We start from the raw sequence: 17,258 nt of genomic DNA, 5'->3' as shown, positions 1-17,258 counted from the left end.
TCCCGTCACTTCTTGCTCTTGCCGACGGCCTTCAGCAGGTTCGCCTTCAGCGGGTTCTCGGGCGCGCCGCCGGCGGCAGCCTTCCTGGCGGGCTTGGCCGGCGTCTCGTCGGCCTTGCTCTTCGACTTCGCCGGGGGCTTGGCCTGCTGCGAAAGGCTCGCCTTCAGCGCATCCATCAGGTTGATGACGTTGCCGCGCTCCGGTGCCGCCGCGATGATCGGCTTGTGGCCCTTGAGCTTCTCGCGGATCATTGCCATCAGCGCCACCTCGTAGCGATCCTCGTAGTTCTTCGGATCGAAGTGCGTTTCCTTCTGCTTGATCAGCGCCATGGCAAGCTCGAGCATTTCCGGATCAGGCTTGCCCGCCGGGATGTTGCCGAAATATTCAGCGGTGCCGCGCACTTCGTTGGGGTTCCTCAAGGTGCAGACGAACATGCCGTTCTCGCGCGCGCCGATGGTCACCACGCGCTCGCGGCTGGAAAGCACCAGGCGGGCGATGGCGAGCTTGCCGGATTTGCGCATGGCCTCGCGCAGCACCGCGAAGGTTTCTTCCGCCATGGCGCCGTCGGGCGCGAGGTAGTAAGGCGCGTCCTGGTAGATGACATCGACCTCGCCCTCGTCGACGAAGGCCTCGATGTTCATCGTGTGGTTGGATTCGATCCTGACCGCGTCGAGGTCGGCGTCATCGATGATGATGTACTGCTTGTCCTCATATTCGTAGCCGCGCACCAGGTCCGAGCGCTCGACCAGGCCGAGTTCCGGATCCACCGGCTTCATGTTGATGCGGTTGTGCGTCTTCTTGTGCAACTGGTTGAACGAGATGCGCTCGCTCGCGCTGGTGGCCGGATAGAGCCGGACCGGACAGCTGACGAGGCTGAGCTTGAGGTAACCTTTCCAACTTGCCCTGGGCGCCATGATGAACTCCTACGCGGCCATGCACTGACACTATGTTGGAGCATGGTCTTGTCCAAAAACCGGTTCCCACTTTTTGGGACCATGCTCTTTGCAGCGCTTCGTCCGAAGGGCGAACTGCGCCATGGAAATCCTACACCGACCCCCGACCTTACAAGCAAAACCCTAGCGAAGTGTTTTCGGGGTTGGCGCGGAGAATAGTTCAAATTGTAAGAAGCGTCGATGGAGATGGAAGATGAGAGGCTACCGCTCCTTCTCCACCACCGGCAGATCCCTGGCCGCCTCGTCGATCTCCGCCCACGGGTCCCCCGATGTCTCCAGCAATCCCGGCAGCGAGGCGTAGTTCAGGTCCTCCGGCGCGTCGATGGTCTCGAGGTCGGTCCAACTCACCGGGGTCGAGGCAGGCAAATTGGTGCGGGCGCGCAGCGAATAGGGAGCGGCCGAGGTGTGGCCTCGGGCGTTGCGGTGGAAGTCGATGAAGATGCGCTTCTTGCGGTTTTCCTTGCCCATGGTGGTGGTGAAGGTGTCGGGCGCGCTCGCGGCCAGCAAAGTCGAAATGGCGCTGGATACCTGGTGCAGCTTCTTCCAGTTCTGCTTGCGGGTCACCGGCACGGTGATGTGGATGCCCTTGCCGCCGGAGGTCTTGACGAAGGGCACAAGGCCGAGGCCCTCCAGCCCACCCTTGATGTGGACCGCCGCCTCCACCACCTCGCGCCACGAAATCCCCTCGCCCGGATCGAGGTCGAAGACGATCTGGTCGGGTCTGTCGAGCTTCGTGCGGTGCGTGCCCCAGGTGTGGAACTCCACGACGCCGAACTGCGCCAGCGCCAGATAGGCCTTGGCATCCTCGACCGAGAGATAGGTCTTGGTCTCGCCTTCCGAATTGACGCTCTCGAACACCGCCACCGATGCCGGCATGCCGGTGAAGGCGTGGCGCTGGAAGAAGCAGTCCTGCGGGCGGCCGGTCGGGCAACGCACCAGCGAAACCGGGCGGCCGATGATATGCGGCAGCATGAAGTCGCCGACCAGCGCGTAATAGACGGCGATGTCGAGTTTTGTCGGCCCGGTCTTGCCGAACAGGCGGCGCTGCGGATTGGTCACCCAGATGGTGGCGAGGTCGGCTTCGGCGATCAGCCGCTTGCGCTTGACCGGCGCCGGCGTGGTGAGCCCGCCGACATCGCGCAGCCCGCGGAAGACGCCGTGGCGCAGCGCATTGTCGGCAGTGCGATTGGCATAGTGGATGCGCGCCGACAGCAGCGGCTTCACCCAGTGCATCTCGCGCATGATCTCGCGCGGCGCGCCTTCCGGCGGCGTGGCGCCGGCGGTCAGCCGCTCCAGGCGGGCGAGCAGATCCCGCGCCATGCCGCTGTCGAAGCCGGTCCCGACCTTGCCGCGATAATGCAGTTCACCGTTCTCGAATTCGGCCATGCCGAGCGCCGCCAGCCCTTCCGCCCGGTCGGAGACGGTGTAGCCGGCGATCACGAAGTCGCCTTTCTGCAGCGCCTTCACCTTGGTCCAGCTTTTGCTGCGGCCGCTCTGGTAGATGGCGTCGGCACGCTTGGAGACGACACCTTCCAATCCCAGTTCCGTCGCCTGTTCGTAGAGCCCGCGCCCATCGCCCTCGACATGGTCGCTGTACTGGATGGCGGAGTTGGCGGCCTGGCCGGCGAGCAGTTCGGCCAGCAAGGACTTGCGCTTGATGAGCGGCGCCTTGCGAAGGTCCCAGCCGTCGAGATGGAGCAGGTCGAAGGCATAGAAATGAAGTTTCGAGCCGGCGCCCTCGGCCAGCGCGTCCTGCAGCAGCGCGAAGCGCGAAATGCCCTTGTCGTCGAGCACCATGATCTCGCCGTCGATGATCGCCTGGCTGACCGGCAGGCGCGAAAAGGCCTGCGGGAGATCGCCATAGCGCCTGGTCCAGTCGAGGCCCGCGCGGGTCATCAATCTCACCGTTCCATCGACCACATGCGCCATGGTGCGATAGCCGTCGAATTTTATCTCGTGCAGCCACAGTTCGCCCGTGCGCTCCGCGGGATCGTCGCCGCCCGGCGGCTTCGGCACCGGCGTGGCAAGCTGCGGCTCGATGCGGGCGGGCGGCGCGGCCTTCAGGGCGCCGGGCAGCGCGCCGGGCTTCAGCGAGCCCGGCTTCGGCGGCAGGCGCTCGCGCTTTTTCGGCGGCGCCACCAGTTCCTCGATGCGGCGGCCGGACTTCACGCTTTCCGGCCGGGCTTCGAGGATGTCGAGCCTGGTGTCGGAGGCTAGGTCGCGCTCCTTGAACAAGAGCCAGTTTTTCTTGTTCTCGTCCTCGCCCGGCTTGGGCTTCAGCCGCGTCAGCATCCAGCCGCCATTGAGTTTCTGGCCCGCCAGCCGGAACTTGAAGGCGCCGGTGCGCAGGCTTTTGCCGGCATCCTCCATCGGCGCCCAGGTGCCGGTGTCCCACACGATCATCGGCCCGCCGCCATACTCGCCCTCGGGGATCACGCCCTCGAAGTCGATATATTCGATCGGATGATCCTCGGTCTCGACGGCGAGACGCTTGTCTGCCGGATTGAGCGAGGGCCCGCGCGGCACCGCCCAGCTCTTCAGCACGCCGCCGATTTCGAGGCGCAGATCATAGTGGTCGGCGGTGGCATGGTGCTTGTGGACGACGAAGCGGTTGGAGCCCTCGGATGCCGCGCCGCCGGCGGGTTCTGGGGTGCGGCTGAACTCCCGCTTGGCGCGGTAGGATTTGAGCTTGGCTGGCATGAACTAGGCGCCGAGACGCGGAGCGGACAACGGCAAATGCCTCGTTCCTTCGCGCTGTCCCGCCAGCCTTGCCGCCGTCATCGATGAAATCTCAATCGTCGATCGCCGGCGTCAGTTCCAGCTCGGCCGGCGACAGCCCCTGCCGCAATTGGCTCAGCCGGAACTCGTCGACCCAGTAGGCCTCGCCGTCGACCAGCACGCGGGCGCTGTAGGAGCCGCCGGAAAAGCGCTGCGCGGTGACATAGACCTTATGGCGGTCGAGCGCGGTCTTCACCGCGGCGCGGCGGGAATTTTCTCTGGCGACGGGACTGGCCATGGCTCACTCGAACTCGCGGCCGCCGGAAGCGCGGCTGCCCATAAGCATGGCGGAGAGCGCAATGTGAGTCAATTTGCCGACCAAACCCACCGCTCAGCGCGGCGCCCGCAGCCGGCGCCAGCGCTGCATGAATTCCCGCGCGAGCTTGAACAGGCGCGGGTTGTCGCGCACGAAGGCGACGCCCTGGCCGCGATACTTGATCGCGCCGCTCGCCGCCACGCCCTTCAGCGTCATGCCGTAGCAAAGTTCGGACAGGACCGACTTCACCGCGCCCATATGTTCCTTGTAACTCTGGTTGCCGACCGACAGGTCGAAATAATCGAAGCCGGCTCCCCGCCCCCATTTCATCAGCTCGCCCATGATGCAAAGTCCCGGCGAAACATTGGGCACCGCGCCCTGGTCGATCGCGACCAGAAGCGCATGCAGGGTGCCCAGATGGACCGCCAGGTACTGCACCGCGACCATGACGTCGCCGGAGCGCAGGCCGAAGATGCGTACCGAACCGTCCGTCAGGCCACGATGCGCGGCGCCACGGTAGAAATCGACCACCCGCGGCCGCGCCAGGAGGTCGAACCGGCCAAGCTCGCGAAATCGGCTGAGCCGCATTTCGACCAGCCGGCCGAAGATGGAGTCCACCAGGGCCGGCGTGTCGGCTTCCACCAGCGCCAGGCCGCCATTGCGGTCGAGCCGGCGCAAGTCCTTGTTGAGCGCCTTGACGAAGGACGGGCGGCAGATGCGCTTGACGACGGTTTCGGCGTCGCCGTCCATGGCGATGCCGTAGTGGGAGTGGATGGAATCGCGCGCCTGCGAAAGCAGTGCGAGCGGATTGGCGACGCCGCCGATCTGCTTAGGTATGCCGGTGATGTGCACGCGGTCCGCCGGCGGCAGCACGGACAGCACCGCCGCCCAAACGGCCTCGGCGGATTGCGTGGTCCAGGGGGTCGCGTCGGCGAGCAAGGGTGCCGCATAGTCGCACACCCCGCAGCTCAGCCACTCGATCACCCAATGCTGGAACGCGCGGCGCCGCATCAGCGGCAGAAGCATCACCGGCTCGCCCGTCGCGGCGTCCCTCACCTCGACGATGGTGAGTTCGGCGTTCGGCGGCACGAGCTTTTCAACGATCCCCTCGGCCCAGGCGAAATGCTGGTGGCCGGTACACACGCCGTCCGTCTCGAGGCGCCGCCAGAGCGGCTTGACCGCCGCGAGGCTGGTGTGCAGGCGCGCCACATATGCGCCGCTGGCGGCCCCGGTTGATGATGTCGCCTCGTCGTCGGCCATGCCGGTCGTCATAGCGGCCATCGGCATTGCTTGGCTTGCCACATCATTCTCCTATCGTCTCTGCACGGCCAGTGCGGCCGCGCGGCGCCAGGCGCCGAATATGCTGGGGCGCTGCTCGCTGGGGTGCTTGGAGTTCCACATGCGGTGGCCCGCGAAATACCATGAGGCGACCAGCACGAAGGTCTCGGACACCGCGGCGCCAGCCAGCGACCATGACGGTGGCGCAACGGCCAGCAGGGTCCCGATCGTCGCCAGCCCGACGACCGCTCCGGCCAGGGTGATGAAGGCGACGATGCGGAAATCGCCGAAGATCTCGAGGACCACGCGCGGCATGACATAGGCCATGATCGGCACGAAGTTTGCGATGGCGAAGATTCCGATCAGTCCGACCGAGGCATGCTGCAGGGCCTGCGACTTGATCATCGGCAAAACGAACAGCACGCCGCAGCCATAGGCCAGACTGCCGACACCCATGACGAGCGCCCAGATCTTGGCCTGTGTCCATACGCGGTCGAACTCCTTGTTGCGCACAAGCTTCGCGAGTTCCGGCTGCAGCATGTTCGAAAAGGCCAGGCTCGATATGCGCAGCGGCGCAAACAGCACCAGCACCGCCGCCAGCGGCGCGTAAGCGGCGGGTCCGGCGATCCCCGCGACCAGCAGCGCCAGCGATTGCCCCTGGATGTTGGTGGTGGTGGCGCTGAACCCGGACCAGCAGAGCTGCGGCCACAGCTTCGCATAGCGCCGCCAGGTCGGCGCGCGGAAGGAGAGGCGCAGCTTGCGGCGCGCCAGCCTCACCAGAACGGCGATACCGATCAGGTTGGCGGCGGCAAGCGCGTAGAAAGTGGCTTGCAGGTCATCCTCGAATGACCAGATCGCAGCCCCCGCCAGCACTGTGCCCGCGAGGGTGAACACCGCGTCGCTGATGGAGACGACGAGTTGCATGCGGCGCGCGAAGAAAGCCGTGCGCATATGACTGCGCAGGGACCAGGCGCCGACGAAGCAGGCGGCGCCGATACCGCTCGGGTCGCCCAGGAGACGCATCAGCAGCCCCGTGCCCACCCCCATCAGCACCGCGACCACCAGCGCCGCCGATCCGAACGTCACGTCATGGGCGTCGACGCCGGCGCGATTGGTGCTCTTGCTCATCCATATGGTGGCGGGAACGGCAGTGAGCGAACGGATATAGGACAGGCCGACGCCGCCCATCACCATGGCGAGCGCGAAGAGGCCGTAGCCTTGCGCCGACAGAAGATGCAGCAGCGCGAGGTTGAGGGCGAAATGGAAGCCGCTCTGCATCGCCTCGCCGCCGATCATCAGCATGAGGCGCCGCACCAGATGGGCCGGGAACGCGAAGTTCAAGGGCTCGTCTCCGCCTCGCGGACGACACGCGCCCGCCCCTGCCGAGCCGTCGCCGCCTTCAGCTTGTCGGTCACGATCGCCACGATGGCCGCCGCGGCGATCGGCTCGCTGAAGACAGCCTCGTAGCGCGCCCGGCCGGCGGCGGCAAAACCGCGCCAAATATCCGGCCGCAGGATGATCTCGCGGAGCTTGCCGGCAAGGGCGGCCGAATCGCCGGGCGGTACATGCCAGCCGGTCTTGCCGTCGACCACCACCTCCACCAGCCCGCCGATCGCCGACACCAGCGGCGGGCGGCCCCAGGCCATCGCCTCGATGGCGACACGGCCTAGCGATTCCGGGCGGCGCGACGGCACCGCCACGATATCGGCCCAGCGATAGTGATCGGCCGGGTCGGAGACGAAAGGCAGCACCTCGACATGCCCGCTCAGCCCCATGCGCCCGACCAGTTCGGCCAGTGCCTGCTCGCGCTCTACGCTTTCGAAGGCGCCGCCGACGAGACGGACCTCGACGCGATCGCGCAAGGCGGGCTCCAGCGACGCGACCGCCTCGAGCAGGACCTCCTGCCCCTTGATGCGGTTGACGCGGCCAAGCAGCAGGACCTTGAGCGGACGGCTGCCGTCATAAGTCACCGGCAGGGCGGCTGCGGGCCCGGCAACGCCATTGTAGACGACATGCGTGCGCCGACCCCTGGCATCCACGCCCGGTGGATCGCCGAAGGTGGCGCGCGTGGCGCGCGAGTTGAAAATGAGGTCGGCGCGGCTCCAGCGCATGAGGGCTACGAGCACCTTGCGCAATATGCCTTCGGGGATCTCGTGGATGTGCAGCAGCGCCTTGCGCGGCAGAAGCCGCGCGGCCAGCGCATAGTCGGCGATGATGGAGGTGTTGATATAGGTCAGGTCGCTGCTCTGCATGCGCCGCCACGCCCGCCAGAGTGCCGCAGGCAGCCGCGCCATCTCGATGGTGGCGAGCCTGAGCATCGCCTGGCGCCTGAGCACCCAGAGCGGTTCGAACACGATGCGGCTGGCATGCGGCTTCAGGATATCGACGATCGGCCCCTCGCGCGGCAGCACGACCTCGATCTCGGCGGATGGAAACGCGGCGCGTAGCGCGGCCACGCTCTCCGCGAAGCTGCGATCCGAGCCATAGAGCTCGTAGCCCTGATGAACGCAGGCGATGCGCATTTCTATCTTTCCACCATGCACGCCGAGTCCGCTCAATCGCACCGGACCCTTCAAGCGCGGAAGAAACCTCGTGCCAAGTCCGCACGCCGCTCTACCCAGCAGGGCCTCGGCAGATCAGGGAGCAAGGATCGTGCCGGGCCTGATTGCCCGGCTGTGACCCGGGAACCCCCAGCCGTGCCCCGTATCGATACGGATACATCGGGAAGGTTGACCGATAATGAAGCAAGCCATGATTTCTGAAGGGAAATTTTACAACTTCATGCGAGCATTCCCCTGGGGGTACCCCTGGCACGGAAGTTGCTGGGCGGTCATTGACACAACAACAACCGTGACCGGACCCCGGGGAACCCTTTGCTTTGAAACCGGAACGACCTTCCACCCTGATCGAAAAGCCTTCGATCCTGATCCTGGGAACGCGCGGCATACCCGCCTCCCATGGCGGCTTCGAGACTTTCGCCGAGCGCCTGGCGCTTTACCTCGCAGGACGCGGCTGGAAGGTCGGCGTCTACTGCCAGAGGGAGGTCGAGCGCGTCGGGCAAAGGGTGTCGATCGACACCTGGCGCGGCATCGACCTGATCACCATCGAGGTCGCATCCAAGGGTCCGCGCGCGACGCTGGAATTCGACTGGCAATGCGTGCTCGACGCCGCCAGGCGGCCGGGCGTGTGCCTGGTGCTCGGCTATAATGGCGCGGTGTTCCTGACCTGGCTCAGGCTCATGCGGCGCAGGATCATCACCAACATGGACGGCATCGAGTGGCGCCGGCCGAAATGGGGACCGGCGGCGCGCGGCTGGTTCTGGCTCAACGAATGGATCGGCGCCTGGCTCTCGCACCGGCTCATCGCCGACCACCCGGCGATCGCCGACCACCTGGCGACGCGCCGGCCGCGCCGCGCCATCGCCACGATCGCCTATGGGGCGGACCCGGTGAGCTCGGCGCCGGAGGAACCCGTTCGCGCGCTTGGGCTCGAGCCCGGCAAATACCTGGTATCGATCGCGCGGATCGAGCCCGACAACAACATCCTGCCGATCATCGAAGCTTTCCGCCGCCGCGACCGCGGCGACGTGAAGCTGGTGGTGCTGGGCACGCTCAACGACGAAATCCCTTACCACCGCGCCGTGCGCGAGGCGGCGGGCTCGGTGGTGGTGCTGCCGGGGGCAATCTACGACCAAGCGGCGGTGAAGGCGCTGCGCTACCATGCGCGCGCTTATATGCACGGCCACACGGTGGGCGGCACCAACCCCTCGCTCGTCGAGGCGCTTGCCGCAGGCAACATGGTGATCGCGCATGACAACCGCTACAACCGCTGGGTCGCCGGCGAGGCGGCAACCTTCTTCCACGACACGGACAGCCTGAGCGCGCGGATCGACGAGGCGCTGGCCGACTATGCGCTGGTGGCGCGCTGCGGCAAGGCGGCGCGGGCGCGCGCCCGCGAGGCCTTCCGCTGGGAAGACGTGCTCGCCGCTTATGAGAAGGAAGCGTTGCGGCAGCTCGGCGCCGCCACGGCCGCGCCAGCGAAAGCCGACCGCGCCAAGCACGCATGACCGGCCCGCGCATGCCCGGCTGGTCGCGCCGCCGTCTCCTCGGCGCGGCGCTGGCCGCGGCCACGGCGCCGCTGGCGCCACCGACCTATCCGGCGAAAGCCGCGACCGGCGAATGGCCTTTCAGGCGCGGCGTCAACGCCTGGCCGTGGTTTGCCCTGACGCGCGAATTTCCAGCGCCCCGCACCGACTATGACTGGCCGCCTTTCCAGCCGCAGCGGCCGGTGCCGACGCCGGCCGACCTTGCCCGGCTGCGCGCCAGCGGCCTCGACTTCATCCGCCTGCCCGTCGACCCCGGCCCGTTCCTCGCCGCAGAGGCGGGCCGGCGCGCCGACCTCATGGCGATGCTGGGCGCGGCGGTGAAGGCCGCGCTTGCCGCCGATCTCGGCGTCATCCTCAACGTGCAGGCCAACGGCGCCACGCATTACTGGAATCCCGACAGGATGTATTCCAGCACCCGCGCGCCGGAATTCGCGCGCTACCAGGTCTTCGTCGGCGAAGTGGCCGGCATGCTCAAGGACATGGCGTCCGGCAGGGTTGCGCTGGAGCCGGTCAACGAGCCGCCGCAGGACTGTTCCTCCGAAGTCTGGCCCAGGGTGCAGGCGGCGTTGCTCACCGCCGCGCGGGGTTCGGCGCGAGAGCTGCCGCTTCTGGTCACCGGCGGCTGCGGCTCGATGGTGCGCGGCATGACCGCGCTCGACCCGGCGCCGCTGGCGGAATTCGAGCCGATCCTGTTCACCTTCCACTTCTACGAGCCCTACCTGTTCAGCCATCAGGGCGCGCCGTGGATGCGCGAGCCGGTCTACCGCGCGCTGAACAACGTGCCGTGGCCGGCCTCGGCCGGTACGCTGGAGCAGACGCTGGCCTCGGTCCGGGTTCGGATGGCCGGCGACACGGAAAGATCGGACGAGGCCAAAAAGGCCGCCTATGCCGAGACCGAGCGCGTGCTGAAGGTCTATTTCGACGCCCAGCCCGACCGCCGCTTCATCGACAATTTTCTCGGGCAGGTGAGCGCCTGGGCGGACAGCCACGGCATCGCGCCCGGGCGCATCATCATGGGCGAGTTCGGCGCGCTGCGCACCGATGCCCGCTACACCGCCGCGCCCAACCCTGACCGCGCCCGCTACATCGCCGATGTCCGGCAAAGCGCCGAAGCGGCCGGCTTTCCGTGGGCCTTGTGGGACCTGTTCGACGGCATGGGCATGATGGACGATAAAACACGCGCTCTGGACCCGGCGATGGTCGAGGCGCTCGGGCTCACCATGGCGGCGGATTGACGCTTCATGTCCGTGCGGGCGACTCTGCTACGCGGAGCGCCGCGCCTGCGTCTTTTGAAGCGCAACACCTCGCGCCGGCCTGTACAGCACCAGCGCCATCACCACGAATTTGGTCATCAGCGTCGTCTTCGACGCGATGCTTTCGGAGGTGTTGAGAAGGATGAGCCAGCCAAGCATCGGCAGCCAGATGCCGGGGTGGCAGCGGCGCGCGACCTCGTGCATGAACAGCGCGAAGCCGAAGAAGATCAGAAGCGTGAAGAAAGCGCCCTGGTAGAGCGTCAGGCGCAGCACCGGGTTTTCGATGCCCTGCTCCAGGCCGGTGATGCGGCGCATGCTTTCGAGCAGGTCGACATCGGGCCCGACGATCAGGTCGCGCAGTTCCAGATGCCGGAAGAGATCGAACATCTCGACGCGGGCATTGGCGCTGCCGCTGTCGGAGACGAAACGTTCGAGCAGCGCGTCGAAGAATCCGTAATAGAAGGCGAGCGCGATCACGAGCGGCAGCAGGGCGGCGAGCATGATCACCAGCGCGGCGCCCAGAAGGTTGACGCGTCCGGTCCTGAGCTGCGCAAGGCCGCGAATGAGGATATAGGCGCCACCGAGCACGATCGTCAGCACCATGCCCGAACGGCCGCCGAAGGCGACCAGCGCGCAGAACTGCAGGCTGACGAGCCCGAGCCTGAGCGGCGCCGAAAGGGAGCGTGAGCCCGACAGCAGCGACAGCACATAGATCGAGGTCACCGTGGCGTTGGACAGCGGGTGGCCCTGCAAAGCCGTCGAGCGCAGGTCGTTGACGAACACCGCGCCGTCGAACCTGTAAGGGAACACCAGGTGCCTGGTTCCGAACTCGAACAGCGCCAGCAGCGCGTTCGCCGTCATGACGACATGGATGAGAAGCTGCAGCCGGGCAAAGGTCTTCTCGTCGTCCTCGCTGAGCAGCAGCACGAGCAGCGCGGGCGCAACGAAGGTGTCTATCATGCCGGCCATGCCGGGGCGCTGCCTGGCGATGACCACAAAGAGAAGCACCGTCGCGGTCACCGCCATCAGCATGGTGGCCGGCCGCTTGTTGGTGACATGGACGACGTAGCCGACGGGATTGCCGAAGGTGCAGGAGCGCCAGGCGAAGACGAGCACGAAGAGATACGTGGAAGGGTGGATCTTGGTCAGCGGACTGCCCTGCAGGCCGTCGTAATTATAGCCGGCCAGCCACAGCATGCCGCCGGAAACGGAAAACAGAAGCAGCACCGCGACCGTCAGGCCGAGCCTGGTCAGCGCGTCGACCGGGACACCGCGCCGGCCAGCCAGGCCATAGGCCGAAACGGTGGCAGCCCGGGTGGGACCAGCCAGTACCGAGGCCATGTCAGGCCGCCTCGTCGACCAGCATCGCCCCGGTCGGCAGCCGCCCCATGACCGAGACCGCCTCCGAGGTCGCGGCGACCTCGCGCATCGGCGTCGCGTTCAGCCTGGCGACGAGCAGGATCTCGTCGGCCATGGCAACCAGCGGCAGCACGTTGAGGTCGTCCGCCAGCGCCCCGCCGTCGACGACGACGAGCTCGAAGCTGCGGCTGGCCTCGACCAGCATGCGATGGGCGAAATAGAGCGCTTGCGCTTCCTGGAATACCGCGGCCGGCCGACCTCTGCCGATGAGCGCCACGGAACTGCCCGGCGCGTAGCGGCTGACCGCGTCGAGCGGATATTCGCCGCGCAGCACGTCGAGCACGCCGGGCTGCGGGTCCTTCTGGCCCTTGCCGGCATTGATGTCGATGAACAGCACGCGGCGGCCCCTGGCCGCCGCCGCATTGGCGAGCTGCCACGCGACCCTGGACCGCTGCACCTTGTCCTCGGGTGGCGACGCCACCAGAATCGAGGGCGCCAGCGGCCAGTCGGGCGGGCGCCTGGTGGTGGCCGCGATGCGCTGCAGCGCCAGCCCCGCCACCGCGTCGGTCTTCTGGGCGACAGTGCCGGAGCGGCGGCGCGGCGCCTTGCCCGGCATTACCCCCAGCACGGGCGCCTCGATGGCCGACTGCATCTGGTTGGCGGAAAGCACGGTGGGCGAAAGATACTCCGCGATCAGCGCCATGCCGACGCCCAGCGCCAGCCCGCCGAAGACGGCGCCGAACAGAAGCAGCCCCTTCGGCGGCCAGCTCTTCTTCAGCGCCGGCATGGCCTGCGAGATGATGCGGGCATTGGTGCTGTCGACATTGCTCTGCTCGCGCGTTTCCTGGGCGCGCTGCAGGTAGTTGGCATAGACGGTGCGCACGGCGTCGAGGTCGCGCTGCAACTCGCGCAGGCGAACCGAGGCCTGGTCGTTGTCGAGCGACTTCGACTTGAGCGTCTGCATCTTGGCCTGCAGGGCCTGCTGGTTGGCGAGGGAGCGCTCATAGTCGGCCTCCGCGGCCGTGGCGATGCGGCCGAGCTCGCGCTGGATCAGCGCGCGCAGGTCGCGCAGTTGCTGCTGGGCGGCAATCATCGAGGGGTGGCGCGGCCCGAGCCCGGTGCCGAGCTGCGCGATCTGGTCCACCAGCGCCGCTTCCTGCGCCCTGAGGCTCGAAATCGTCGCGGAGCGCGTGGCTTCCGAGGTCGCGTCCGGCGCGCCGCCCTGCCGGCGCAACTGGTCGACCTGAGCCTTCAATTGCTGGGTGCGCGCCTGCGTGGCGGTCAGCTCGGCATTGAGCCCGGTCAGTTCCTGGTCACTCACCAGATTGCCCTGGGCCATCACCATGTTGTGCTGCGAGCGGTAGGCCTCGACCGCATTCTCGGCCTGCTCGACGCGCTTGCGTTGTTCGTCGAGCCGCGCGGTGATCGACTCGGATGCCTTGGCGGCCTTGTCCCTGCGGGCGTCGGCCTGGTCGGCGAGGTAGGCATTGGCGACGGCGTTGGCGAGGTCCGACGCCTTTTGCGGGCTCCTGGCGGTGATGATGATGTTGAGCACCAGCACCTTGTCGTCGCGCTTGACCGCAAGGACGCGACGCAGCGAATCCAGCGTGGTCGCCGTCCTGTCGCCGCCGTTGTCGCCGAAGAGCATGCCCATCCAGCGGCCGAGAGCGCCCTGCCCGTTGAATTCCGGATCCTCGGTGAGGTTGGTGGCCTTGATCGCGCGCAGCAGGACGCCGTTCGATTGCGCGACGCTGACCTGGCTTTCGACCTGGGTAATGCCGCCATCGGGCGAGATGCGGCTCGGGTTGACGTCGTTGGTGACGACCTGGAGATCCTCGGGGTCGACGATGATCTGCGCCATCGACGAGTAGAGCGCCGGCGTCAGGAAGCTGTAGACAAGCGTCGCGGCTGTCAGCAGCAAGACGGTTGCGAAGATCATGAAGCGGCGGCGCAGCAGGATGCGGCCGAGATCGCCGAGCTCGACCGTGGCTGGCTCCGGCGCGGGCGCGTGATGGGCCGGGGTTGGTGCGACCGCCTCCGGAGCGTTCTGCTGAGGAACCATGAGCAGGGATGGTTGCAAAGGTCGCTCCGACAACGCTCCATCGGCCGGCAAGGACGAGACATGCGGCGTTGGCCTAGCTATTCCCGGCAACGATTAAAACACTGTTAATTATGTTCATAAATTCATGCCCGCGCTGGCATGAAGTTTGCACCGACACAGTAGAATTTAAGTGCAGCCTGAAATTGGAGACATCGTGCTGATGCGGCGGGGACTTGACCTGGCGGGCCTGCCCGCCGGTTCCGGATGCAATTCGCCCGGGCGCCGGCCATGCGCCTGAACCTGCGCCTGGACGGGGATTGCGTGCGCGCTTTCCATGTCGCGCTGGCGGATCGGCTGTCGCGCCTGCCCGGCGTGGAACTCTCCGTCGACGCCCGTCCGGCGGCGGGCGGCGTGCCGCGCGCGGCCGAAGCGCTGTTCCAGCTTGAAACACTGATCCATCGCCTGCCCGCCAATGGGACGGCCAGGCGTGTGCCGCTTTCGGCACTGGCCGGCCATGCGAGACCATCCATGCCGGCCGACCTCACCATCGATCTCGTCGGCGATGTCGAGGCGCAAGGCAGGCAAGTCTGGCGGCTTGCCTATGACGGCGTCTGCGGCGAGGAGGCCCTGCTGGCGCTGATCCTTGCCGGCCGCACGCCGCGCGCACGCCTCGAACAGAACGGCGCGACCGTCGCCGAGGCACGGCTCGGCACCGAGTATCACGGCATTTCGCTCGCGTCCTTCCAGGACATGCTGGCCCGCAGCGCCAGCCTGATCGTCGCGGCGGTCAATGGCGCCGCGCGCTCGCATCTGCCCGTGCTGCCCGAACCGTCGTCCGAGGCGGCGCCGCCGACCATGCCGTCGGCCACGAAGCTCGGCGTGCGGGCGGCCAAGGCGACGGCGCGCCGCATCGTCCAGCAGATCTATCATCTGTGCTACAACGCCCCGCACTGGCGGGTCGGCTGGCGCGAGACCGCAGGCAAGGATCTCTACGATCTGCGCGCCCATCCGCAATCGGGCTGGCGCGACCTGGCCGACGATGGCAGCCGCTTCTACGCCGACCCGTTCCCGGTGCTTCACCGCGGCGAGGTGACACTGTTCGTGGAGGACTACATCCACCGCACCGGCAAGGCGATCCTGTCGGCGGTGGCTTTCGGGCCTAACGGACCGGCAGGCACCCCGAAGCCGGTGCTGGAACTGCCCTACCACCTCTCATATCCCTTCGTGTTCGAGCGCGACGGCCAGATGTGGATGGTGCCGGAGAGCTCCGCCAGCCGGAGCGTCGACCTCTATCGCGCCACCGCCTTCCCCGGCGGTTGGGTGAAGGAAGCGACGCTTCTGTCGGATATCGTCGCCAGCGACGCAACGCTCGTCGAGCATGGCGGGCGCTGGTGGATGTTCGCCACCGTGCGCGACGGCGGCGGCGCCTTCTCGGACCAGCTTCATCTGTGGTCGGCGCCGGATTTCCGCGGGCCGTGGACGCCGCATCCGAAGAATCCGCTGTTGATCGACATCGCCTCGGCGCGGCCGGCCGGCCGCATGGTGAGCCGCGACGGCCAGCTTCTGCGCCCGGTGCAGGACTGCCGCAGGAGCTATGGCGCGGCGCTCGGCATAGCGCGCGTCACCCGGCTCGACGACACCGGCTTCGAGCAGGTCGTCGAGACGATCCTCAATCCGGGCGCCGGCTGGGTCGGCCGCAAGCTGCACACGCTCAACGAAGCGGGCGGACTGGAATTCATAGATGGGTCGGCAATGGCACCGCGCTGGAAGGCCCGGCGGCGAGACGCCTTGCCTACAGGACTTGGAGACATGCTATGAGCGATGCAGAGAAGCGCGAAATTCCCGCCGTGCCACCTGGCCGGATAGAGGTCGAAGTGGCGATCGTCGGCGCCGGGCTGGCCGGGACCGTCCTGGCGATCACGCTCGCCAAGGCGGGCCGCAGGATAGCGCTGGTCGATCCGCACCGTATCCACCATGACGAATTCCGGGCCGAGAAGACCCGCGCGGAACAGATGGGCCTGTTCGAGAAGCTTGGCCTCGGTCCGGTGTTCAGGTCTCTTTCCACGCCGATGACCGATCTGCATATCTTCCGCTTCGGCCAGTTGTTCGAGCGCAAGCAGACCTTCGAGTACGCCTTTTCCTACGCGCCGCTGGTCAACGGCATGCGCGCGGCGCTGCCGCCGCAGGCGCCGCTGACGGTGGGCAAGGTCGCCGAAGTGTCGACCGGACCCGACCGGCAGCGCCTGGTGCTCGCCGACGGTTCCGTCATCGACGCCCGGCTGCTGGTGGTGGCCACCGGCTACAGCGAGGCATTGCGGCGCGCCATCGGCGTCGAGCGCATCGAGGAATCGAAGGCCCATTCGCTGACGATGGGGTTCGATCTTGCGATCACGCCACAGGAATTCGGCCTTCAATCCCTCACCTTCTACGGAAGGCGGATCGCCGATCGCATTGCCTTCCTTACCATCTTCCGGATCGGCGAACGGATGCGGGCAAACATGTTCGTCTATAGGACCGTAGCCGATCCATGGGTGCGGGCGTTCCGCGAAAACCCGCAGAAGATGCTGCTGGAGCTGATGCCGGAGATCGCCGCGCGATGCGGCAACTTCGCCGTCGCCAGCGAGATCGAAGTGCGCCAGGTCAGCCTGACGACGACGCGGGGCCATCGCCGCGACGGGGTCGTCTTCATCGGCGATGCGTTCGCCACGACCTGCCCGGCGCAGGGCGACGGCATCAACCGCGTTCTTACCGATGTCGATCGCCTCAGTTCGTATATCCCCGCCTGGCTGGAGACACCCGGCATGGCGGCCGACAAGATCTGCGCCTTCTATGACGATCCGATCAAGGTCGCGGCCGATGCCAGGGCTTTGCGCGCCAGCATCTACGCCAAGCGCATCACCACCGAGACCGGGCTGGAATGGCGCCTGCGCCGCCTGCGCAACAACACCGCGCGTCACTTGATGATCTTTGGCCGACGGTTTCGCGAAGCCGCTAAACCGAGTGGAGCGACGCATGGGGTAACAGGAGTCGCTCTCGGCCACACCGACAAGGCAGGCCAGGAATTGCCGGCCGAGCAGCGCCTCGGAACCTGATCGGGCGGAAGTTTACGAATCCGTAAGTCGCCGCTGCGGCGAGGCTGGTCTAAATCATGGCCGAGCAGTGTCTCCTGCTCGGCGGGACAGCACTCCCGTCGCACCAATGGCCCGCTGCCCTCCTCTATCGGCCGGACAGCGGG

General features: G+C 67.0%; 12 protein-coding genes. 4 read left to right on the top strand and 8 right to left on the bottom strand.

Annotated features, from left to right (window positions below):
- Nucleotides 1-5: 5 nt before the first annotated feature.
- The 6 genes from ku to ACR64R_RS05355 all read right to left on the bottom strand — a co-directional run bounded on the left by ku (nt 6) and on the right by ACR64R_RS05355 (nt 7,787).
- Nucleotides 6-914: a non-homologous end joining protein Ku gene (gene ku / locus ACR64R_RS05380; RefSeq protein WP_487360651.1), complete on the bottom strand. Its 909-nt coding sequence runs from the start codon at nt 912-914 to the stop codon at nt 6-8.
- 240 nt (nt 915-1,154) lie between these two features.
- Complete coding sequence (gene ligD, locus ACR64R_RS05375; protein WP_487360650.1) at nt 1,155-3,653, bottom strand: DNA ligase D; 2,499 nt, start codon at nt 3,651-3,653, stop codon at nt 1,155-1,157.
- Between the two features lie 91 nt (nt 3,654-3,744).
- Nucleotides 3,745-3,969, bottom strand: coding sequence for a hypothetical protein (locus tag ACR64R_RS05370; protein WP_487360649.1), 225 nt, complete (start codon nt 3,967-3,969; stop codon nt 3,745-3,747).
- Nucleotides 3,970-4,062: 93 nt separating this feature from the next.
- A complete protein-coding gene (locus ACR64R_RS05365; protein WP_487360648.1) occupies nt 4,063-5,289 on the bottom strand; it encodes a GNAT family N-acetyltransferase in 1,227 nt (408 codons plus the stop codon).
- A gap of 9 nt (nt 5,290-5,298) precedes the next feature.
- A complete protein-coding gene (locus ACR64R_RS05360; protein WP_487360647.1) occupies nt 5,299-6,606 on the bottom strand; it encodes a polysaccharide biosynthesis protein in 1,308 nt (435 codons plus the stop codon).
- On the bottom strand, nt 6,603-7,787 hold the full coding sequence (locus ACR64R_RS05355; protein WP_487360646.1) for a glycosyltransferase family 4 protein: 1,185 nt from the start codon (nt 7,785-7,787) through the stop codon (nt 6,603-6,605). The genes ACR64R_RS05360 and ACR64R_RS05355 overlap by 4 nt, the downstream gene beginning before the upstream one ends.
- Before the next feature lie 356 nt (nt 7,788-8,143).
- Here ACR64R_RS05355 and ACR64R_RS05350 point away from each other — a divergent pair, with 356 nt between their 5' ends.
- Both ACR64R_RS05350 and ACR64R_RS05345 read left to right on the top strand, forming a co-directional pair.
- Complete coding sequence (locus ACR64R_RS05350) at nt 8,144-9,331, top strand: DUF1972 domain-containing protein (protein ID WP_487360645.1); 1,188 nt, start codon at nt 8,144-8,146, stop codon at nt 9,329-9,331.
- A gap of 11 nt (nt 9,332-9,342) precedes the next feature.
- Complete coding sequence (locus tag ACR64R_RS05345) at nt 9,343-10,605, top strand: glycoside hydrolase family 5 protein (RefSeq protein WP_487362381.1); 1,263 nt, start codon at nt 9,343-9,345, stop codon at nt 10,603-10,605.
- A gap of 27 nt (nt 10,606-10,632) precedes the next feature.
- On the opposite strand, the gene ACR64R_RS05340 is transcribed toward ACR64R_RS05345, so the two are convergent.
- Both ACR64R_RS05340 and ACR64R_RS05335 read right to left on the bottom strand, forming a co-directional pair.
- Nucleotides 10,633-11,964 carry a VpsF family polysaccharide biosynthesis protein gene (locus ACR64R_RS05340; RefSeq protein WP_487360644.1) on the bottom strand — a complete coding sequence of 444 codons (1,332 nt, stop codon included), beginning with the start codon at nt 11,962-11,964 and terminating at the stop codon, nt 10,633-10,635.
- 1 nt (nt 11,965) lies between these two features.
- Nucleotides 11,966-14,062 carry a GumC family protein gene (locus ACR64R_RS05335; protein ID WP_487360643.1) on the bottom strand — a complete coding sequence of 699 codons (2,097 nt, stop codon included), beginning with the start codon at nt 14,060-14,062 and terminating at the stop codon, nt 11,966-11,968.
- Nucleotides 14,063-14,311: 249 nt separating this feature from the next.
- Between ACR64R_RS05335 and ACR64R_RS05330 the strand changes: the two genes are divergently transcribed.
- Entirely contained in the window at nt 14,312-15,841 is a 1,530-nt protein-coding gene (locus tag ACR64R_RS05330; RefSeq protein WP_487360642.1) for a glucosamine inositolphosphorylceramide transferase family protein, read from the top strand.
- A complete protein-coding gene (locus ACR64R_RS05325) occupies nt 15,838-17,115 on the top strand; it encodes an FAD-dependent oxidoreductase (RefSeq protein WP_487360641.1) in 1,278 nt (425 codons plus the stop codon). The genes ACR64R_RS05330 and ACR64R_RS05325 overlap by 4 nt, the downstream gene beginning before the upstream one ends.
- Nucleotides 17,116-17,258 lie beyond the last annotated feature (143 nt).

It is taken from the genome of Mesorhizobium sp. MC2-1-1 (assembly GCF_057597255.1).
The sequence above is the reverse complement of the archived record's forward strand: the minus strand, read 5'-3'. Positions and strand labels throughout refer to the sequence as shown.